15 protein-coding genes are annotated in these 21,232 nt (G+C 60.4%); 4 read left to right on the top strand and 11 right to left on the bottom strand.

Features of this window, described 5'->3' with window-relative positions; genetic code table 11:
• The first annotated feature begins 20 nt into the window (after positions 1 to 20).
• A complete protein-coding gene (locus QMG46_RS15115; RefSeq protein WP_281848656.1) occupies positions 21 to 1,712 on the top strand; it encodes an MBL fold metallo-hydrolase in 1,692 nt (563 codons plus the stop codon).
• A gap of 60 nt (positions 1,713 to 1,772) precedes the next feature.
• The gene (locus QMG46_RS15110; RefSeq protein ID WP_281848655.1) at positions 1,773 to 1,979 is read left to right on the top strand and encodes an MbtH family protein; all 207 of its coding nucleotides are present in this window, start codon (positions 1,773 to 1,775) and stop codon (positions 1,977 to 1,979) included.
• A 445-nt stretch (positions 1,980 to 2,424) separates the two neighbouring features.
• Here QMG46_RS15110 and QMG46_RS15105 read toward each other — a convergent pair whose 3' ends face one another.
• On the bottom strand, positions 2,425 to 3,942 hold the full coding sequence (locus QMG46_RS15105; protein WP_281848654.1) for an FAD-dependent monooxygenase: 1,518 nt from the start codon (positions 3,940 to 3,942) through the stop codon (positions 2,425 to 2,427).
• An 81-nt stretch (positions 3,943 to 4,023) separates the two neighbouring features.
• Between QMG46_RS15105 and QMG46_RS15100 the strand changes: the two genes are divergently transcribed.
• Together QMG46_RS15100 and QMG46_RS15095 are read left to right on the top strand one after the other, a co-directional pair.
• Positions 4,024 to 4,662: a TetR/AcrR family transcriptional regulator gene (locus QMG46_RS15100; protein WP_281848653.1), complete on the top strand. Its 639-nt coding sequence runs from the start codon at positions 4,024 to 4,026 to the stop codon at positions 4,660 to 4,662.
• Between the two features lie 439 nt (positions 4,663 to 5,101).
• The gene (locus QMG46_RS15095; RefSeq protein ID WP_281848652.1) at positions 5,102 to 7,009 is read left to right on the top strand and encodes a glycoside hydrolase family 76 protein; all 1,908 of its coding nucleotides are present in this window, start codon (positions 5,102 to 5,104) and stop codon (positions 7,007 to 7,009) included.
• Positions 7,010 to 7,033: 24 nt separating this feature from the next.
• Here the strand turns inward: QMG46_RS15095 and QMG46_RS15090 are convergent, their stop codons facing one another.
• The 10 genes from QMG46_RS15090 to kdpB form a co-directional block, all read right to left on the bottom strand.
• Complete coding sequence (locus tag QMG46_RS15090) at positions 7,034 to 10,144, bottom strand: efflux RND transporter permease subunit (protein WP_281848651.1); 3,111 nt, start codon at positions 10,142 to 10,144, stop codon at positions 7,034 to 7,036.
• 10 nt (positions 10,145 to 10,154) lie between these two features.
• Positions 10,155 to 11,273, bottom strand: coding sequence for an efflux RND transporter periplasmic adaptor subunit (locus QMG46_RS15085; protein ID WP_281848650.1), 1,119 nt, complete (start codon positions 11,271 to 11,273; stop codon positions 10,155 to 10,157).
• A 290-nt stretch (positions 11,274 to 11,563) separates the two neighbouring features.
• Complete coding sequence (locus QMG46_RS15080) at positions 11,564 to 13,348, bottom strand: DUF885 domain-containing protein (protein WP_281848649.1); 1,785 nt, start codon at positions 13,346 to 13,348, stop codon at positions 11,564 to 11,566.
• 117 nt (positions 13,349 to 13,465) lie between these two features.
• Positions 13,466 to 14,320 carry a LysR family transcriptional regulator gene (locus tag QMG46_RS15075; RefSeq protein WP_281848648.1) on the bottom strand — a complete coding sequence of 285 codons (855 nt, stop codon included), beginning with the start codon at positions 14,318 to 14,320 and terminating at the stop codon, positions 13,466 to 13,468.
• Positions 14,321 to 14,402: 82 nt separating this feature from the next.
• Positions 14,403 to 15,242, bottom strand: coding sequence for a class I SAM-dependent methyltransferase (locus tag QMG46_RS15070; protein WP_281848647.1), 840 nt, complete (start codon positions 15,240 to 15,242; stop codon positions 14,403 to 14,405).
• A 9-nt stretch (positions 15,243 to 15,251) separates the two neighbouring features.
• Positions 15,252 to 15,695: a lipocalin-like domain-containing protein gene (locus QMG46_RS15065; protein WP_281848646.1), complete on the bottom strand. Its 444-nt coding sequence runs from the start codon at positions 15,693 to 15,695 to the stop codon at positions 15,252 to 15,254.
• A gap of 330 nt (positions 15,696 to 16,025) precedes the next feature.
• On the bottom strand, positions 16,026 to 16,826 hold the full coding sequence (locus QMG46_RS15060) for a transporter (protein WP_281848645.1): 801 nt from the start codon (positions 16,824 to 16,826) through the stop codon (positions 16,026 to 16,028).
• A gap of 91 nt (positions 16,827 to 16,917) precedes the next feature.
• A complete protein-coding gene (locus tag QMG46_RS15055) occupies positions 16,918 to 17,625 on the bottom strand; it encodes a response regulator (protein WP_281848644.1) in 708 nt (235 codons plus the stop codon).
• Positions 17,622 to 19,106, bottom strand: coding sequence for a DUF4118 domain-containing protein (locus tag QMG46_RS15050; protein WP_281848643.1), 1,485 nt, complete (start codon positions 19,104 to 19,106; stop codon positions 17,622 to 17,624). The genes QMG46_RS15055 and QMG46_RS15050 overlap by 4 nt, the downstream gene beginning before the upstream one ends.
• Before the next feature lie 53 nt (positions 19,107 to 19,159).
• Positions 19,160 to 21,223, bottom strand: a complete 2,064-nt coding sequence (gene kdpB, locus QMG46_RS15045) for a potassium-transporting ATPase subunit KdpB (protein WP_281852907.1) — start codon at positions 21,221 to 21,223, stop codon at positions 19,160 to 19,162.
• Between the last annotated feature and the right edge of the window lie 9 nt (positions 21,224 to 21,232).

The following is a 21,232-nucleotide window of genomic DNA, read 5'->3' as shown; positions in this document are numbered from 1 at the left end:
AGCGACTTCACGGAGAACGTATGAGCACGACCGACAACGACAATGTCTACCTTGCCGGCGATACCAAACTCGAACCCCTCGTGTTCAACTGGTATGCATGGAGCCACCTGGTCTCGCCCGTTCCCTTGGCGCTTAACCTGGTCAACCGTTATCTGCCGATGCTCAAGTCGTTCATCGCCAATCCAGCGGTACATGAAGCGGCATCGAAGAATCCGAAAATGCTTGGCGGCTCGTTCCTCGAGCTCAAGCGCGACGATGTCGTTGCCGTTCGCGCGTTGCAGCAACGCATGCTCGATGAAGGTCGGCCGTTGCTCGAGTTCGCGGAGGATCTGCTCAAGTTCGACCGCGGTGTACAGCAATCCTCAGCCGGCTACAGCCTGGACGGGCTCTACAACGACCTTCCGCCAAGTCTGGCGGGCCTGGTCGAGGCCACCTATGACCTGAGCAATCGCCCGACCCTGCGCGTTCTGGAAGAGCTGATGATCGACGATCCGACCACGCATAGCGCACCTCAGCAGGTTGCGTTTTCGCGCGTGCGCGACGAGCGGCGAAATTTCTTTCTGAACACGCCACGCTTGCCCAATGACGACAGAATGATCCTGCCGCTCTCGTTTAACAGCCCAGCCTACGATCTTATCGCGCAAAGCCGAATAGAACCCGTCTCTTTCGCTGCGATAGCTACTGCACTGAACGTGGCACAAGGCGCCGAGCGCGATCGTTTACGGGCTTACTTCAGCGACCAGCCGCCGCAGCGTAATGAACCGGGCTATGCCGCGGACGAGGTTCGCCTGCGCTACTTCGGTCACGCCTGTGTGCTGCTGCAGACCGACCGGACCTCGATTCTGATCGACCCGTTTCTGACCTGGGATCGGGACGACACCGAGGGACGCCTGACGTTTCATGATCTTCCCGACTATATCGACTATGTGTTCCTGACACACAATCACCAGGATCATTTCAGCATCGAGGTGTTACTGCAGTTGCGCAAAAGAATCGGCAAGATTCTGGTGCCGCGCAATAACCCCCATAGTTTCGCGGACCCTTCGATGAAACTCGCGCTCGAGGCGATGGGACACCGCAACGTCGTCGTGATGGATCCGATGGATCATCTCGACCTGGCCGACGGGCACCTTTATAGCCTGCCTTTCTACGGCGAACACGCCGACCTCAGCATCGCCAGCAAACATGGCCTGTTCGTCGAACTGAAAGGGCGCAGGCTGTTGTTTCTTGCGGACTCGGACTGTAAGGACCGCATGCTTTATCGCCGCATCCGTGCGCGTACAGGGCACGTGGACCACCTGTTTATCGGCATGGAATGCGATGGCGCACCGCTATCGTGGTTGTACGGCCCGTACCTCGGCAATAAGGTAACGCGCAAGGACGACGAGTCTCGCCGTCTATCCGGCTCGGACTGCGAGCATGCCTGGGCCATCGTGGAAGAGTTCGGTTGCAACCACATCTATGTGTACGCCATGGGACAAGAGCCCTGGCTGCGATTCGTTGCGGGGCTTGAGCTGACCGCATCGAGCAAACAGATTGTCGAGTCGGACACATTGATTCAACGCAGCCGGGACGCGGGCCACCACGCCGAAAGATTGCTGGGCTGCCGCACCTTCATTCTGCCGCCGAGCGGAACGGCGCCCATGGCGAAAAGGGCGCCCGGGGATGCACACGGTCGCCAGCAGGCGGAGGCGCTGCTCGCTGGTGCCTGACCGACCGATGCCTTCCATCTGCGTTTATCTTTGTGCCACTTCATTGATAAGGACACTGTCATGACCCATCCATTCGACGATAACGAAGGCCGTTTCCTCGTACTGGCGAACGAAGAAGGCCAGCATTCGCTTTGGCCGCATTTCGCTGCTGTTCCCGCCGGCTGGGATATCAGGTTCGGTCCGGAAAGCCGACAGGCCTGCCTCGCCTACGTAGAGGAAAGCTGGACGGATATGCGGCCGCGCAGCCTCATCGCTGCGATGGAGTGAGTTTCGGGATGGCTTGCCGAGATGGCACCCATGTTGCCGATCCATGCCTCTGCCGGGGCATGGAGGTTTCCTCTTGGCAACCGACCATCCGGAACTGAGGCGGCTGAAGTCGCTCTCTTCTTTGCAACACACCGATTTGAAGATGGGGAGTTTTGACCGTGTACTTCTGGCCGCGGAATACTGTACGTAGTCGATCGTACAAAGCTGCCGAAGGAGTACACGCCTCGCTTTATGTCTGTTGCAAGTCAACCCTTGGCATGAAGTGGGATGACCGACATGATGAATCGAGTGGTTGAAGCTTTTGGCGGGCCAGAGAAGTACGCCCGACTTGGGCAAGTTAAAAAACAATATGACCCGCACAACCTCTTTCGTGTGAACTACAACATCGTCCCCCATCCTGCCTCGGTGCCGACGAACTAGCAGCGCCGGAATGTGGCTCGATCAATCAATGGGCGCCAAACCATCGCGCCATGGCATTCGCAGCCTCATCAAGTTCTGGCGCGGCATCAGTGGCCCAAGCGACGATGCCATCGGGCCGCACAAGGATGGCCGTCAGGCCCAGTCGGTCTTTTGCGTCACCGGCAATATACGCGACTCCCCTGCTCCACCGCGCCGACAGCTCTCTCAGTGCTGCGCTCGCCTCGAAATCAATGAGCAGGCCGTTTCCTGTCCGAAGTAATTCGCCCACTCTCGCTCCATCGGAGAACTCGAAATCGGGGACGCTTCGTCCAATCAGAGGAAGCGAAGCGCCTAGGTCGTAGCGCAGCGATATGCCCCATACGCGCTCGGCAAAATAGGTCGCGCCATCGCGCGTATCTATCAGGTCGCGAATGATCGCTCCGAGTGCACGCGAGCTCTTACCCGGCCGTACGATGGCGACCTGCGCGCGTGACCAATCGAGGATACTGGCCCCGACCGGCTGGCGTTCGTCTTGATAGGTATCGAGCAAGCTCTCGGGCGCGTCGCCATGCACGACGGCAGCGAGTTTCCAGCCAAGATTCATCGCATCGCCCAGCCCCAGATTGAGACCCTGACCACCCAGCGGTGAATGAATATGGGCTGCATCGCCGGCAAGCAGTACGCGACCCTTGCGGTAGGCGCTGACCTGGTAGGCCCGGTCGGTCCAGGTGGTGGCAAGCTTCAGCGCGGAAACTACGACCTCGCTACCCGAGACCCGGCGCAATACCGCCTGCACATGCTCGAGCGTGATGGGCGCGATGCGATGACTGGCGCCGCCATCGAACTCGACCATCGCAATCGTCCCAGGCGATGCAAAGGTGTACATGCCGCTCTCGGTGTAATGGCGGCCGGGTTGCAACGGGTGCGGCTCAGCCAGCTCTACGTCCACGGAGTAACCAGTGAACTCAGGGTCAGTCCCCGTAAACGCGAAGCCGCCAGCCTTGCGAACTGCGCTGCGACCGCCATCGCAGCCCACAAGCCAACGTGCCTGGAAGGTGTCTTCGCCGGTGAAAACGGTGACCTCGTCATTCGATGATTCCAAACGTTCGACGCTCACGCCGCGTCGGATGTCCGCCCCCAATCGGGCTGCATGATGGGCAAGCACGGATTCGAACGACTCCAGCTCGACGACCATCGTCGAGCCAGCCGGATTGGGCAAGCGATAGGGCCATGCCGACTCGTTTACAGCATCCTGAAAAAACTGGATCCCCGCGAAATGGCCACCAGGGCCGCGTGACTGGTTCATCCAATGCGCGCCCCCACTACGGGCCGCCCCCTCTTTCGACGGTGACGATGAAGCGATATCGCCCAGCAGACCACGGCGATAGAGGGCTTCCATGGTGGGTATCGACAAACCACGCATGCCAAAGGGCAAGCGTTTCAGGGGCGTTCGGGGGTCTGAGGATTTCTCCAGCACCAGAACGGACAGGCCGGCAAGACGCAGTTCGCATGCGAGAAACAGGCCGACCGGGCCGGCACCGGCAATGATGACGTCATGGATCATGGGGATGTCTTCTCGATGGGTCGGGCGTTGGGGTCATCGCCACTCTAGTGAAAATCTTACACTCAGTGTAAAATAAATGCCATGACCCGCAGCGACCCTCCCCAGGACGGCCTCCGCTCCCGCAAGAAAGCGGAGACCCGGCAACGTATCTCGAACATCGCCACTCACCTTTTTGTCGAACGAGGCTTTGAAAACGTCTCGGTTGACGACATCGCGCGTGAAGCCGAGGTAGCGCGAAAGACGGTGTTCAATTACTTCCCTCGCAAGGAAGACCTGGTGTTCGATCGCGAAGACGAATTGCGCGATCTGGTTCGGCGATCCCTGGCCGAACGTGGCAAGCAATCTCCGGTGCATGCGTTTGAGGCGCTGATGCTTACGTTGCTGAGAGAGGATCATCCACTCTTCAGAATGTCCGAGCGACCGGTCCAGTTTTGGCGAACGGTCGCACAAAGCCCGGCGCTTACGATTCGCGCACGCGAACTGCAGGGAACACTCGCCGACGATCTCGCTGACATGCTTGCCGACGCTGTCGAAAGGCCGACGCCGGATTCCGATGCACGCCTTGCAGCGACCATGCTCATGGGCACCTTGGTGGTAGCGTATGGCGAGGCGCTTGCCGACTTTCGTAAAGGCCGGAAACCCAAGCTGGCGTTTGAGCGTGTGATGGAACGCGGCTTCGCTGGCGTCAACGTTGCGCTAGCAGGAACACCGTATATTTAATGGACGTTTCGAGTACGCGTCACTCAAGCAAACGTATACGCACCTCACACGACACAGCTCCTCCCTATTCCCACTCTCATTGAGCCCTTCTGCGATGCAGCAAGCATCACACCGCAAAAGCGGGTTACAGTGGGTCACAGGCATTGATCGCTCAGCATTCGGACATTGCGTCCATCGGGTCATTGGCCTTTTTTTTGAGATTTAATTTAGATCGATCTAAACCCGGGAATCACGCAGGTCCGCAGGGGAGCACAAGCCACGCGGCAGTGCGTGCTGCTGGGCGTGTTTGCGGATGCATTTAGACAAGACATGGCCATCTAGACGGCTCCATGCCTGCACGTTTTCGAGCCGGATCACCGCCCACGGTCCGGTCTTGGAATAGTGGGAGAGATATGACCTCCCTCCCCTTCGTGGGTATCTGTGAGGAGCGCTTCCGATCATGAATCTCGAAGCAATACGCATACGAATGAAAACACTGCTGGCCGCAGCCAGCCTGGCGGCCCTGGTTGCCGCCTTTCCTGCAGCAGCGGCCGATCAAGCAGCCAGTTCACGAATCGATGGTCCGACAGCCGTCGCACGTGCCCGGGTAGCAGCGGACGTATTGATGAGTTCCTACGCCCCGGACAAGGCCTGGTTTCCGTCCAGCTGGTGGAACTCGGCCGTCGCCCTGCAAACCATTGGCGACTACATGCAACGCACTGGCGATCGCCGCTATCTCGCCCAGTTGAACAACACGTTCGAAAAAGACAAAGGCGTGTTTCCTGCCGGCGTATTGTCGGGCGACCCTCTGCTGGGCAACTTCACCAGCCGGGCCATCGACGACACCGAATGGTGGGGCCTGACCTGGCTGCAGGCCTATGACCTGACCAGAGACCCGAAGTACCTGGCGATGGCAGTCACCATCGCCAACTACGTCAATGGCTACTGGGACACCAGCACCTGCGGCGGCGGTGTCTGGTGGAACGCCGAGCGCACGTACAAGAACGCCGTCACCAACGGCTTGTGGATCCGGCTCACCGCCGAGCTGCACAACCGGATACCTGGCGACACGCTGTGGCTGGCTCGCTCGCGCACCGCATGGGACTGGTTTCAGGGCAGCGGCATGATCAACGCCAACGGCCTGGTCAACGACGGCCTCACCGATACCTGCACCAACAACGGCCAGAACGTATGGACCTACAACCAGGGCATGGCGATAGGCGCCGGCCTGGAATTGTGGCGTGCCACCAGGGATCCGCACATCCTGGCGAGCGTGCAACGATTGGCCGATGCCGCCATGAGTTCGAGCGCCTTGGTCACCGATGGCGTCCTGACCGAAACCTGTGATGCCACGGACCAGACCTGCGACGACAACGGCAAGCAGTTCAAGGGCATCTTCATGCGCTACTGGACCGACCTTGTCGATACCACTCACGATCGTCAGTACGCAGCGTTCCTCGATCAGCAAGCCGAGAGCATCTGGAGCAACGATCGCGACGCCGCCGGCCGACTCGGCACGCGCTGGTCCGGTGCCACCACCGACGATCACCCCAATGTGTTCGACTGGCGCACCCAGGCCAGCGCGCTCAGCGCCTTGATTGGCGACATACCCACCAGGACACCGCTGGAGTCGCTGGCCGCGACCATGTCGCCGGCGCAACCGGTGATCATGCCGGCCGCGTCGGGCATCACAACGATCGCTATCGATCTCGGCGTATCAGCCACCGGATTCTTCCCGCTGCAAGCGCTCGCCTCCATCGATGCACCCGCTGGATGGAGCGTCTCACCGCGAGCCACCTTGGTGCGCCTGCAGCCGCACGGCAACGCGACGCCGGTCAGCGACACCATTCCGCTGAGCGTCGCCGTGCCAAGCCTGGCGACGGATGGACACCACGTGGTCACCGCGAACCTGATGGCAGCAGGACTGCATTTCACTACTCAGGCTGACGTGCTGGTCGCGCACAAGATCGACTTCGATACGGGGACCGTCAACGAAACTCCGTGGCTGTTCGATCCCGATGGCTCGCAAAGCAACGGTGTGCAGAACCGTTTCGCCGACGGCAATGCGCACTTCACCTATCGGTTCCCCTTCCCCGCCGACACCACCTCGGCGCAAGTCACCCTGACCATCGACGCCGAATTCCTGGTGCAGGTCAGCACCGACAACGCACACTGGACGACCGTGCTGCAGGAGAACCAGCCCGTCACCGACGGTTCGAACAAAGCCGACCGCAGCATCGACCTGACACCGTACCTTGGCGCCGCCACGAATGGGGCGAAGCCGGTTTACCTAAAGGTGTCCGACTCCTTCCCCAACGATGGTTGGGGTGGGCGCGTTTATCACGTCACGGCAAATATCGTCCAATAGCGCTATCGATGTCTCCGCCCTCAATTATTCGAGGGCGGAGACACCGGGACGGGGGACATCGCGACGTAAGGCGCCTGCACGAAAACGCTGCTGTATGCGATCGAGATACAGGTGGATGACCGGCGTGAGATACAAGGTGAGTACCTGCGAGACAAGCAGACCGCCGACTACGGCCAACCCCAAAGGCCTCCGCGATTCCGCCCCCGCACCGGCGCCCACTGCAATAGGCAAGGTGCCGGCAAACGCCGCCATCGTTGTCATCATGATGGGCCGGAAGCGCGCCGCGCAGGCTTCGACAATCGCATCAGCCGATGACAGTCCTCCCTCGCGCTGACGAACCAGCGCGAAGTCGATCATCATGATCGCATTCTTCTTCACGATACCGATCAACATCACGATACCGACAAAGCCGAACAAGTCGAGCGGCTTATGAAACAGCAGAAGCGTCAGCAACGCGCCGACCGCCGCCGCGGGTAGGCCCGAGAGAATAGTCAACGGATGAATAAAGTTCTCATAGAGAATGCCCAGTACCACGTAGATAACCAGCACGGCCAGCAGCAATAGCAAACCCATACCCTGCATAGACTGCTGAAACGCCTGGGCCGTCCCCTGAAAACTGCCGCCGACGCTCGCGGGCAAGCCAATATGATCCAGCGCGCCGTGAATGGCTTTCACGGCATCGCTCAAGCTGACGCCTGGTGCCAGGCCGAAGGAAACGGTCACCGCGGGCAATTCACCTTGATGGTTGACCGTAAGCACCTGCGCCTTGCGCACAAAGCTGGCCAACGTACTCAATGGAATCAACTTGCCATTGTTTGAGGTGACGTAGATCTTCGACAGTACGGACGGGTCGTTTTGCAGCTTGCGCTCGACCTCCATCACCACCCAGTACTGGGTGGCCGTGCCGTAAATGGTGGATATCTGGTTCTGCCCGAACGAAGCCCCCAGGGCTGACTGTACCTGCGCCATGGTCAAGCCCAGCGGCCCCAGCTTGGAACGGTCCACCTCGACCGCTACGGCCGCGCTGTTGAGGTTCAAGTCGTTGGCAACATCCTGAAAACCGGGCAACGCCGCAAAGGCGGCCGTCACTTTACTGGACCACGCATACAGCGTGTTGAGATCGAGCGATTGCAGCGTGTACTGGTATTGCGACTTGGAACGCAGGCCTCCGATTTGAATCAGCGGCGGATTGATGATGTAAGCGCGCATGCCAACCACTTTGGCAAACTTTGGTCGCAGCTCCTGAATGACCTCTTCCGGCGTAAGTTTGCGCTCGCTGGCCGGCTTCAACCTCAACAATATGTCGCCATCGTTGATCGTCGACCCTCCCGCTTCGATGGATGACATATAGGCGTCGATGTTCGGATCGTTGCCTGCGATCTCGGCCAGCTGCTGCTGGCGTGTCACCATCCCGCCGAAGGAGACATCCTGCGGGCCTTCCGTCACCACACGCAGCTGACCGCTGTCGCCGGCGGGGATGAAGTCCTTGGGAACGTCGTAAAACAACCATGCCGTACAGAGCAGGCTCAAAGCAAACATGCCCAGCACCCATCGTGGCCGCGCAAGGCACCAGTTCAAGCTGCGGATATATGCCTCCCGCATGGCGGCAAAACCACGATCGAACGCCACGATCCATCGGTGACCATGCTCCGGCGAATGCGCCCTGATGAACCGGCTGCATAACATAGGGGTCAGCGTCATGGCGACCAGACCTGAGATCAGAATCGCTACGCTGATGGTTACCGCAAACTCGTGAAACAGGCGTCCGACAATCCCCTCCATGAACATCACCGGGATAAATACCGCGATCAATGACAAGGTCATCGAAAATATCGTAAAGCCAATATCGCGCGCACCCTTGATGGAGGCGTCATACGGTGTCAAGCCGGCCTCGATATGACGCACGATGTTTTCGAGCATCACGATGGTGTCGTCGACTACAAAACCAACGGCCAGCGTCAGTGCCAACAGCGTGAGGTTGTCCAGGCTGTAGTCAAGTACATACATCGCACCAATGCTGCCCGCGATGGAAATCGGCAAAACGGCAGCGGCAATCAATGTTGCCGAGAGGTTACCGAGAAACAGGTAGATCACAAGCACGACGAGCATGCCGGCCAACAGCAGCGTGAACTGCACATCAGCTACGGAAGCTCGAATGGTTTGCGATCGATCGTAAAGCACGGACAGTTTCGCGGACGGCGGCAGGCTTGCGATAAAGCCGGGAAGCACTGCCTTGATATGCTCGATCATATCGACGGTATTGGCACCCGGCTGGCGCTGGATGGCAAGCAGCACCGAGCGATCGTGGTTATACCAGCTCGCCAATTGGTCGTTCTGCACGCTGTCCCTGGCTTCGCCGATATCTCCCAGACGCACGGGCGCCCCGTTGCGATAAGCCACCACGACATCGTTATACGGCGCCGCGCGCAGAAGCTGGCCGTCGTTTCGCACGACAAACTGCCGACTGTCACCGTAGAGCGTCCCGGTAGCCTGGTTCACATTGGCATCCGCAACGGCCTTCTGCACCTGGTCAAGGCCAATACCTGCAAGCGCCAACCGGTCGGGATCGACACTGATGCGCACGGCGTATTTGGCCGAGCCATAAACGTGCACCTCGGCAACGCCGTCGATCGTGGACAGCCGCTGCGCCAATCGAGTCTCCGCGTACTCATCCAATTGTGCCGGCGGCAGCGTGGACGAGGTCATGGCCAGGAGCAGCACCGGTGCGGCAGCGGGGTTCACCTTTCGAAAGACCGGCGGCGCGGGCATGTCCTTGGGTAGCTGCAATTGCGCTGCGGAAAGCGCCGACTGCACGTCCTGGGCGGCGGCGTCGATATTGCGGCCCAGCTCGAAGGTAAGCGTAATGGTCGAGGTCCCCAATGAACTGGACGAGTTCATCGAACTCACCCCACTGATCGTCGAGAGCTGCGATTCCAACGGCGTCGCTACCGCCGAAGCCATGGTCTCGGGTGCTGCGCCCGGCAAGCTCGCACTGATGCGAATGGTGGGGTAATCAACGTTCGGCAGCTCGCTTACCGCCAACCTGGGATAAGCAACGATGCCGAAGATCACCAGCACCGCCATCAGCAGCGTCGTCATAACGGGGCGACGAATGCACAGTTCCGATAGATTCACAGGTGCGATCTCATACGCCGCCCGACGCGTGCACGGCAGTACCATCGGTCAATAGCAATTGACCGTCCGTCACCACGCGTTCGCCAGCCTGCAAGCCTTTGTTGACGATGATTCGCCCTGCACTGCCCGGGCCGGCGGCCAGATAGCGTTGATGCGCTTTACCGTCGACGCCCACCACAAACACAAAATCACCCTTGTCTGAGCTCTGCAGCGCGGATGCCGGCACGCTCACCACATGATTGAGTCGACGGGTGGGCAGCTTTACCTGCAGGAACTGGCCCGGAGTGAGGCGGTCATCGCCATTCTCGAAACGGCCCTTGAGCACGATCGTGCCGGTCGTTGGATCTACCGTGTTGTCGATGAAATCCAACGTTCCTTGCAATGCCACACTCCCGTCGCCGGGCAGTTGTGCCTGTATGGGGACACTGCTTTGCGCCTGGGCTTGGCGGACTGCATCCAGGCTCCCTTCGGGGAGGCTGAATGTCACCCGGATCGGTTCGATCTGATTCAGAACGACGATGTCGGTCGCGTTGGCGCTCACCTGGGCGCCAGGCCATACCTGTGGCAGGCCGGTAACGCCATCGAACGGCGCCACGATATGCACGTAACTCAGCTGAAGCCGAGCCAGCTCCAGCGCGGCGATACTACCTTGAAGGCTGGCATGGCTGACCTCCACGTTCGCCTTGTAGGTATCGTAGTCGGTACGCGATACGAAACCCTTGGCCAGAACCTGCGCGTAACGCTGTAGATCGGCCTGCGCTTTGTCGAGCTTCGCCTGGTCGCTGGCTACATTCGCACGCGCCTGGTCGATCTGTGCCTTGAACGGCAACGGATCGATCTGCGCCAGCAACTCACCCTTGTGTACTTTCGCACCCGGCTTAAATCCCAGCGATTCAAGTTGGCCGGAGACGCGGGCGCGAACGTTCACTGTCGACCAGGCCTCCGTACGGGCGACCACGGTCAATGAAAGATCGATGTCGTCGAGCGTGGCGACAGCGATCTTGACGGGTACACCATTGTCCGCCGCAGGAGCCACCTTGCTGGCCGATCGGTCGCCGCCCATGAAACGGATGCCGATGATGACCGCGGCCAGGGCGGTGGTGATGTATATGCTCTTTTTCCAGTGCATAGAAATGACCGTTCGGCGTTGTGGCGGAAAAGGCAATCGTTGCAGGAGAGGCTTCAAACACGACATACGATTCCGTCGCGACTTGTCACGACTGAAGGGAGCCTCGAATAACCTCAGTTTTGATTCTCGTCATCCCGGCGCAGGCCGGGACCCAGTGGCATCGGTTTTCAGTTGTTGCGATAAAGCCGGCTTTGCATGTGCTCGCGACAACCCATCACAAAGCCACTGGGTTCCGGCCTGCGCCGGAATGACGAATAGAAGGGGTTTCTTGAGGTTTCAATAGATCAGTGCTACGAAGCCCGCCCCACCGGATGTGCCCCAGCTGCGCTGCTTTTCACCAACGCAATCCAGGCATCGACGCGCTCTTCAAGTACATCCAGCGGCAAGGCACCGCTACCGAGAATCTGATCGTGGAACGAGCGAATATCGAAACGATCGCCGAGCGATTTCCGCGCCCGCTCGCGCAACTCGACCATCTTCAACTGGCCGACCTTATAGGCGAGTGCCTGACCGGGCCAAGTGATGTATCGATCCGTCTCGGCCTGAATATCCGGTTCGTCCTGACCGGAATGGGCGTGGAGGTAATCCACCATTTGCTGACGTGTCCAATGCTTGTAGTGCACCCCGGTATCCACCACCAGACGGTCGGCACGCAGCAGTTCGCCAGAGAGCCGGCCATAGTCGGACAAGGGGTCTTTGTAAAATCCCATCTCTTTGCCGAGGCCCTCGACATACAGTGCCCAGCCCTCGATGTAAGCGGTATAGGCCACCTGCTGGCGGAACGGCGGCAAACCCGGCAATGTCTGCGCGATCGAGAACTGCAGATGATGCCCTGGGATACCCTCGTGGTAGGCAATGGATTCGATCTCCATCGTCGTGCGATGGGTGAAGTCACCCGTATTCACATAGAGCTGCGCAGGCCGCGAACCATCCGGCGTCCCCTGTTGATACGAGGCAGGCGGCGACTGCTTTTCGCGATAACTCTCGAACGGCACGACCTTGAGCTTCGTTTCAGGCAGCAAATCGAACCACTTGGGCAGCGCCGGCTCCATGCCCGCAATGTATACGCGATACCGATCGAGTAGATCCTCGGGCGAACGGGGATGCATCTTGGGATCGTTCTTGAGCGCATTTCTAAAACTGGCCAGATCCTGATAACCCAGGGACCTGGCGATCACCGTCATGTCCCCCTCGATACGCGCAACCTCCGCCAGACCGAGTCGATAGATGCTCTCCGGACTTGCCGTCGTTGTCGTCTGCTGTTCGATGCGGAAACGATAGATGACATCCCCATGGGGCAGCTGCCAGATGCCGGGCTCGCTTCGTCCATGCGGGGCGTACTCTTGCGCGACGAACTTGCCCAGTTTTAAGTATGCCGGTCGCACATCGTTGTCGATGGCCGCGATGATGGCGTCATGCAGACGCTTGCGATCCTGCGGCGACACGCTGTCAGGAAACTGTTTCAACGGGCCGGCGAACGTATTGTCCTCGCCGGCGGGCTTGGCGATGCTATCGATCTGTGTCAGCACCTTTTCCAACACGAACTTCGGAGGCATCAGGCCATCCTTCAGGCCTTGTCGTGCCGTCTCGATGGTCTGCTCAAACACAACCGGTATCGCCTTCAGGCGAGCAAGATAGTCCTCGTACTGCCTGGTCGTGTTGAAGGGCATCGAGCTTATAAGGCTGGGTAGCTGAACCTGCACGCCACTCATCTGATCCAGCGGCATTTCGTACAACTTCAGATCGACGCTGCGCAGATCCTCCTTGAGCTGACGCACCATCAGCTTCTGGCTAAGCTTCGACTCATCCGGAAAGCCCGTGATATCGATGGCATCGAAACGCTTGAGGAAGTCTTCCGTGACTTTGCGCTCGCTCTGCACATGCGCCAGCGAGGCATCCGTCCATCTATTGTTGTAGCGAAGGTCCCCAAGCACCGTAGCCGACTCGGGATTGGCTTCCAGCTGGTGCTCCCACTGCTCTGCCAGCAATGCATCGAGCGCCTTCAAACGCGTCGATACATCGACGGGCTGCGCCGAAACTCCGCAAACGACGGAGCCCAGCAAGAGAGCCATCATCGACCATCGTTCTATTTTCATCGTATCCCCGTCCCGTGATGTACGCTCGAATCGTTGGCCGCACGCGTCCCACGCGGGCTGCAAACCGCCCACGTATCCTCGTGCAAATCGACTTTGTCAGACCTGGGTCAAACTCTTGAAAGCGATTCCCAGCGTGTGTAATGCATTGCGCGAACGACGATCATTGAGGGCCGTATACATCACGGCTTCCTGGGTCGGTAACGGTGGCAACGACAGTGCCGGACCGATATCGATCGTGCCTGCGGGTGCCGCTCGTCGCGCCAATACCGCGACAGCCAGTCCCGCCGAAGCGGCCGCACCCACGACAGACGACCCCTTGCCCACGAAGACCTCGGTCCAGGCAATGCCTGCCTGATCGAGCGCATTCACCGCTCCCGCCCGAATGCTGCACGACTCGCCTTGCGTGGACAGCGGCAACGGCTGCCCCGCTCGCAACTCCCAATCGACCGCAGCCACCCAGGCGAACGATTCGGTGAACAGCACCTCGCCCTGGCGCCGTTGTTCGGCGGGCTGAAGCACCAACGCTGCGTCCAGCGCTCCCGCTTCGTAGGCCTGACTGACCTCGCGCGACCCTGCCACGCGTAGCTCGATCACCAGGTTCGGATCGTGTTCGTTCATACGCCGCAGCAGAACAGGCAGTTCGCCACCGATCAGTTGGTGACTGATGCCGATAATCAGGCGCCGTTGCTCCACATCAAACGAGGCAATGGCCCGATCGTGCGCACCTACCAGCTCACGTGCGGCGACAAGAAACGCCGCCCCTTCGGCAGACAGACGCACCTGCCTCGGCGTGCGCTCGAGCAGACGTCGCCCCAGATGTTCCTCCAGGCGCCGCAACTTGGTGCTGACGGCAGACTGCGTGCTGTCGAGCGCTTCGGCGGCGCGTGTAAAACTCTGCAGGTCGGCAGTCAGCACGAATGCCTTGACCGCCTCGAGATCGAGCTTCTTCATGGTGGGTTTCTTTGGCAGAGGAATGCGCCTGGCACGTTCGGATGCGTCAGGGATACGTTTGCCGGAGCATTCCCGCCTTGCCTCAACTCGAAGCCTTCGGCTTGCGAAATTTCAGCACGAACTGATCGGTATGCCCGCGGATTTCCGGGGCAAATATAATCTTTTCATGCGCGTCCTGTGCGTTGCCAAGCAGGTCGCTTCGGGCCTCCAGCACAAACCCTGCCGCCTTTGCCTGCGCAATCACCTGATCCGGGTCCATCCGGTGGAGGGTCTTTGAGACCTGCGCGTCAGAGCCCGCCTTGGCAACGTGGTCGATAACCATATAGACCCCACCGAGCTTCAACGCCTTGAAAGCTGCGCGATCCATTTTCTCCGTTACGTCGGGGCCGCTTTCGCCAGCCACCGCAAAGACACTGACGCCACCATAGACGTCGTGATAATTCTGCGCGGTCCAGATGACGTCGAGCGGCTCGTCCGCACCCAGTTGATCGTAAGGACGAATGACGAGGGTTGTATTGCCGTATGCGGGATCGGCGATCAGAGCCTTGATATCGTCGACCTTCTTCGGAGCACCGGCCGCCAGACTCGACGGTACGACGGCATAGACATGGCCCTGGGGGCCGACGACCTTGCTGAAGATTCGTGTGAAGTAGCCTCCACCCGGCATCACGTCGGCCACCTTGTCACCGGGTTTGATGCCTGCAAAGGCGACCAGTTCAGCGGGCTTGCGATCCGTGTCGCGTTTGGTATCGGACTCCGGCCGCGAATGATCGGCCACTGCCACCGACACATACGCTGGCAACCCTTGCATGTCGGCATGGGCCAACGTCGCTGTTCCAAGCAAGAGCACGCTGCACATCAGGAACTTGTTCATGGATCGTATTGCTCCGAAAGAAAGAACTGGGGTGGTCGTACCGTTCAAGTCATGCGTTCAAATGGCCACGCGGCGCCAAACCACTACGCCGCGAGCGCCTTCAGCCGAGCCACTGCTCGGCTTATCCACGGAATAAGTCAGCAAGTCACCCTGGAGGACGAATGTCGTCTTGCCGTCCCTGTTATCCCAGCTCGGATAGGACGCATGCGTGATGTGCGTGCGCAGCTGGGCGCCATCGACACTTACCCACCCGTAATGCGCATTTGAGCCCAACGATGCCGCGCGGTATTCATCGGGCGTGCCCTTGGATTTGTCGTTGGTGGCGAATGGCTCCCGCTCGGCCCGAACCATCTGCATCATGTAATGGCCCTGGGCGTCGATGAACCACAGCCCCTGGGGATTCGATCCATAGAGCTCTACCAGACGGCCATCCGGATAGACATTGTCGCAACGGATCAACACCCAGGTGCCGACCAGCCAGGCCGGCACACGACCTGCCACGACGCCTGAATTTTCATTAGATAAATCAGAGCGTTGTACGGACTTTTCAAAGGCGTTTGTATCGGCGTGGACATGGCAAGGCAATGCCAGCGCCAATCCACAAAGCGCGAGAATCGTGCCGTATCGATGCATGGGAACGCCTTGATTCGGGGATGGGGTGAGCTGAGCCTAGCCGGCCACCACACATCATTAAATCCACCCCGGGCATATTTCAGTCATTGCAAAACGATATGACTGGCGTCGATGTTGCGCCACAACAATCATTGACGCTTGCACGAACTTCTCGCCACAGCGAATGCCGCGGCGAGAAAGGAAGCAACGTAAGGAGTGCTACCAACGATACGACAGACCCAGGTACATCTGCCGGTCCGGTGTCACATTGTTCAACCCCATGTTGGCTCCCAGGTCCAACTGGAGGTTCGGGTTGACCACATAAATGAAGGCGATATCACCTGACTCTTGCTTCACGTGACCGGAGGGGTCGCGATTGTCCTGACGCCAGTACTCCAAGGCCATGGACAGCTTGCTGGTCAGCGGATGGGCAATGTTGATCAGGTTGGTCACGGAAAGGTGGCGGCCGCGCCCGTCCGCATCGGCCAGTGCGTCAAGCTCCGGTCCAACGGTCAAGGTGAATCCGCCACCGACGACCGCACTCATGGGCAGTGCGATGCCACCTTCCCAGCGATCGTTGCCGATGCCGTGCGATGCCGTGGGCGCTTTGACGAAGGGAATGATCGAAGCGCTGAACACATCTCCGCTGTAGAGACTTGTCTTCACCCGCACGTAGAGATCGCCGGCTCCGTTCGTGGTCGTGCGCTGCCCATCGGCCTTCGTGCGCAGACGTATAGCGGGGGCCCAATTCACTTCGATGTCGGTGCGGCTAGTGATGCCGTACTTGAGATACGGATTGAGGAAGTACAGCGTGTCGGTGCTGCCGCCATCGTGCGCATCGTGAGTAGCGTTACCGATATCCGTTTCCAACTGCCACATGCCCTCGGGCACTGTGCAGGGGGCGTTGGCCTTGGTCGGACGGTCGGTACAGATCGGTGGCGCGTCGTCGGCGCGGGCAGCGAATGTCGATACGGCGGCGAGCAATGCAAGGTGCAGAACAGCGATGGAACGAAGGTTCATGGTCAAGCCTTTGGATCAAGGATGACCATGCATGCTAGGCACCGGCGTCTATGGACGGCGCCGTATTCCTTGAAGCGGTATCAAGGCGCCATCAAGACGGTTCGGCGATACCCGCCAGCCGATATCCCACCTGCAATTCAGTCACTAGGTGGCGCGGACGCGCGGGCTGGTCTTCCAGCTTGAGCCTCAGGTTGGCCATATAAACGCGCACGTAGTGCGCGCGTGTGGCGTAACCAGGCCCCCACACGTCGATCAACAACTGACGATGGGTCAATACCCTGCCCTGTCCGCGCACCAGTGCCGCCAGTAGACGAAATTCGATGGGCGTGAGGTGTACCTCTTCGCCGCGTCGCCACACTTCGTGCGTGGCAAGGTTTACCTCGATATCGCCGAAACGCACGCGCGCGCTGGCCTGGCTTCGATCGCCCGCGAGACTGGCACGGCGCAATTGCGCGCGCACGCGCGCCACCAGTTCCGGTACGCCGAAAGGCTTGACAAGGTAGTCGTCCGCACCCGCTTCCAGTGCAGCCACTTTTTCTGCTTCACTGTCGCGAGCGGACAACACGATGATCGGCGCCGACGACCATCCGCGCACGTCGCGAATTACCGCCTTGCCATCATCGTCGGGCAAGCCGAGATCCAGCACGATCAGATCGGGCTGGCGGCTGGCGGCATCGATACGCGCTCGCAGCGCGTCACCGGCCTCGAACACGGTCATCTCCTCGCGCTCCAGGGCGAGGCGAAGAAAGCGGCGGATGTCCGCTTCGTCTTCCACCACCAGAATACGTGGCTTGCTCATGCGGGATCTTCCAGATCGATCGTCGGCGGCTCACCAGCCGGCAGGATGATTTCGAAACGCGCACCATGCGGTTCGCGCCGCGATGCCGAAATGCCGCCACCATGCGCCTCGACGATACGTCGCGACAATGCCAGGCCTAGACCCACACCGGGGACGGCCGATTCGCGCGCGCCGCGGACAAACTCGGCGAACAGCACATGGGTGTCGACGCCCACCGGAAAACCCGGGCCGTCGTCTTCGACACGAAGGATCACGTGCGTGCCGGTGCGATCGCCGCGGATAGACAGCGTGGCATCGTCGGGCGTGTACTTCGTGGCGTTGTCGAAGAGGTTCACCAACACGCGCTCAAACAAGGTGGCATCCAGTTCGACCAAAGGGATCTCGGGCGAGATATCGAGCACGACGTGTCGCGCGCCAAGGTCTGTTGAGGCCAGCGCGGAGCCGACAAGTTCGTCCAGGGCATGCCATTGCAAGTCCAGGCGCACGCCTTCGCCTTGCAGGCGCGCGGCATCCAGCAGGTTCGCCACCTGCCGTTGCATACGGTCGGCCTGGTTCATGATGGCCTGCGCCACGTCGCTCTCGTCCAGCATGCCGGCCATGCCGCGGATCGCCGTCAATGGCGTGCGCAAGTCGTGCGAAACCGCAGACAACAGCGCATTGCGCAAACGCTCGCCTTCCATGCGCAACTGGGTCTCGTGCGCGACCTCGACGAAATGCACACGCTCGATCGCCAGTGCGATTAGCGACTGAAACGCTCGCAACAGGCCGACCTGCTCCACATTCAGCGGCTGGGCGGCACTACGCTCGAGCATAAGCACACCGCGCGTGCGTAGCGGTGTCGTCAGTGGCAGATAGATCGCATCGTTCGCTGGCAAGGTTTCGGTGCCCCGCCCCGCGGGGCGTCCTTCTTCAAGCACCCATTGGGCGATACCTCGATCACCGATTCCATCGAGTGCCATGCGCTCATCACGACCAGGCAGCAGCAGCGTGGCCTTGCCATCGAACAATGGACCGATACGCGCAGCGCACACGTCGGCGATGTCCTCATTGCGCACGGCGACGGATAGATCGGTGGCCACGGCCGCCAACGCGTTTGCCCGGCGCTCGCCGGCAGCGGCGCCTACGGCCTCGGCGCGCAGACGCGCAGCCAGCTGGCCGGTCACCAGGGCCACCACCAGCATCAGCAAGAACGTGAACAGGTACTGCGTATCGGAAACGTGGAACGACCACACCGGCGGCACGAAGAAAAAATCGAAACTGCCCACGGCCACGATGGCGGCCAGGGCACCGGCGGCACGGCCCCAGCGCAGGGCTACCAGCATCACCGTGAGCAGGAACACCATGACCACGTTCGACAAGTCGAAAACGCGCAACAGCATGGCCGCGATGCCGGTGGTCGTGGCACAAGCGGCCACGGCGTAGGCCAGCACGCGATATCGAAACGGACGCGATGGTACCTGTGCGGGGTGCGGGATCATCATTGGCCATGATAGCCGCCCCTCGCGGGAGCGGCTATCGGCAAGAGCACTCGCAATCACATCAGAGGGGTAAGCAGCAGATCGATCAGCTTGATGCCGACGAAGGGGGCGATGATGCCGCCCACCCCATAAACGAGCAGATTGCGCGTGAGCAGGTCTTTCGCCGGGGCCGGGCGATAACGCACGCCGCGCAGGGCTAACGGAATCAGTGCGACGATGATCAACGCGTTGAAGATGACCGCCGAGAGTATGGCCGACGCCGGCGAGTGCAGGCGCATGATATTCAGCGCGTCCAGTGACGGATACGTCGCCACGAACGCCGCCGGCACGATCGCGAAATATTTCGCCAGATCGTTGGCAACGCTGAAAGTCGTCAGCGCACCACGCGTCATGATCATCTGCTTGCCGACCTCCACCACGCGCAGCAGCTTGGTCGGATTCGAATCCAGATCGACCATGTTGCCGGCCTCTTTCGCTGCCTGGGTGCCGCTGTTCATCGCCACCGCCACGTCTGCCTGAGCCAGCGCAGGCGCATCGTTGGTGCCGTCACCGGTCATGGCCACCAGGTGTCCCTCGCCCTGGTAGCGACGGATAAGCGCCAGCTTGTCTTCGGGCGTGGCTTCGGCCAGGAAATCATCCACGCCGGCCTCCGCCGCGATGGCGGCAGCCGTCAGGCGGTTGTCACCGGTGATCATCACCGTAGCGATGCCCATGCGCCGCAGTTCGGCGAACTGCGTCTTGATGCCGTCTTTGATGATGTCCTTCAATTCCACGACGCCAAGCACACGACGACGATCGGCAACGACCAGCGGTGTGGCGCCACGGCGCGAGATGACCTCGACCGTACGCTCGATATCGGCGGTAAACGCCCCGCCCAAGGTTTCCACGTACGCGCTCACGGCAGATGCAGCGCCCTTGCGGATGCAGCGATCGCTCATGTCGATGCCGCTCATGCGGGTGCGCGCGGTAAACGGTACCGCCACGCTATTCTCGGGAAGGCCCGGCTCATCACTGCCCAGTATCACGTGTGCCAATGTGACGATGGAGCGACCTTCGGGTGTTTCGTCCGCCAGCGATGCGTAGCGCGCGGCTTCCGCCAAGGCGGCTTCGGTCACGCCGCTGGCGGGATGAAAGGCGTGCGCCTGACGGTTGCCCAGCGTGATGGTACCGGTCTTGTCCAGCAGCAGCACGTCCACGTCGCCGGCGGCCTCGATGGCGCGACCAGAAATGGCAATGACGTTGGCCTTCAGCATGCGGCTCATACCCGCAATGCCGATAGCCGAGAGCAGCGCGCCGATGGTGGTGGGAATCAGACACACCAGCAGCGCCACCAGCACGGTTACGCTGACTACGCTGCCGTGGCCACTCAACGCCACGCTGAGCACCGAGAACGGCAGCAGGCTGGCACAGACCATCAGGAAGATGGCAGTCAGCGCCACCAGCAGAATGGTCAGGGCGATCTCATTCGGCGTCTTTCCCCGGCGCGCGCCCTCGACCATGGCGATCATGCGATCAAGGAACGCTTCACCTGGATTGGCGGTGACGCGGACGATGATCCAGTCCGACAACACGCGCGTGCCGCCGGTCACCGACGAAAAGTCGCCGCCCGATTCACGAACCACGGGCGCGGATTCACCCGTGACGGCCGATTCGTCGATCGATGCAACGCCTTCCACCACTTCGCCGTCAGCAGGAATGGTGTCACCCGCCTGCACCAGCACGTAGGTACCGGCAACGAGCTCGTCGCTGTTGGCGATATGCCAGGTGCTGTTGTAACGCGGTTCGCGCAATACCTTGGCGTGTACCCGCTTCTTAGCAGCGCGCAGTGCTTGCGCCTGTGCCTTGCCCCGTCCTTCGGCGAGCGCTTCGGCAGCGTTGGCGAACAGCACCGTGAACCACAGCCAGCCAGCCACGGCGAACACGAAACCCGCCGGAGCATCCGCATGACCGCGCAGCGCTTGTACGCCAAGTAGTGTGGTGAGAATGCTGCCGAGGTAGACGACAAACATGACCGGGTTCTTCCATTGCGTGGCCGGAGCCAGCTTGGCGAACGCGTCAAGAACGATGGCACCGAACCCGGGCGATTCGATCGCGGTAGGATTTTCAGCGGTTTTTGACATGGAGATTTG

This window comes from Dyella sp. GSA-30, from assembly GCF_027924605.1.
Classification (GTDB): Bacteria; Pseudomonadota; Gammaproteobacteria; order Xanthomonadales; family Rhodanobacteraceae; genus GSA-30.
Note: the sequence above shows the minus strand (reverse complement) of the source record. Positions and strands in the feature narration are given on the sequence as shown.

Excerpts from the sequence above, each read along its gene's own strand:
- QMG46_RS15115 (WP_281848656.1), top strand. The coding sequence starts at position 21 with ATGAGCACGACCGACAACGACAATGTCTACCTTGCCGGCGATACCAAA.
- QMG46_RS15060 (WP_281848645.1), bottom strand. The coding sequence starts at position 16,826 with ATGAACCTTCGTTCCATCGCTGTTCTGCACCTTGCATTGCTCGCCGCC.
- QMG46_RS15095 (WP_281848652.1), top strand. The coding sequence starts at position 5,102 with ATGAATCTCGAAGCAATACGCATACGAATGAAAACACTGCTGGCCGCA.
- QMG46_RS15105 (WP_281848654.1), bottom strand. The coding sequence starts at position 3,942 with ATGATCCATGACGTCATCATTGCCGGTGCCGGCCCGGTCGGCCTGTTT.
- QMG46_RS15075 (WP_281848648.1), bottom strand. The coding sequence starts at position 14,320 with ATGAAGAAGCTCGATCTCGAGGCGGTCAAGGCATTCGTGCTGACTGCC.
- QMG46_RS15055 (WP_281848644.1), bottom strand. The coding sequence starts at position 17,625 with ATGAGCAAGCCACGTATTCTGGTGGTGGAAGACGAAGCGGACATCCGC.
- QMG46_RS15080 (WP_281848649.1), bottom strand. The coding sequence starts at position 13,348 with ATGATGGCTCTCTTGCTGGGCTCCGTCGTTTGCGGAGTTTCGGCGCAG.
- kdpB (WP_281852907.1), bottom strand. The coding sequence starts at position 21,223 with ATGTCAAAAACCGCTGAAAATCCTACCGCGATCGAATCGCCCGGGTTC.
- QMG46_RS15110 (WP_281848655.1), top strand. The coding sequence starts at position 1,773 with ATGACCCATCCATTCGACGATAACGAAGGCCGTTTCCTCGTACTGGCG.
- QMG46_RS15085 (WP_281848650.1), bottom strand. The coding sequence starts at position 11,273 with ATGCACTGGAAAAAGAGCATATACATCACCACCGCCCTGGCCGCGGTC.
- QMG46_RS15100 (WP_281848653.1), top strand. The coding sequence starts at position 4,024 with ATGACCCGCAGCGACCCTCCCCAGGACGGCCTCCGCTCCCGCAAGAAA.
- QMG46_RS15050 (WP_281848643.1), bottom strand. The coding sequence starts at position 19,106 with ATGATGATCCCGCACCCCGCACAGGTACCATCGCGTCCGTTTCGATAT.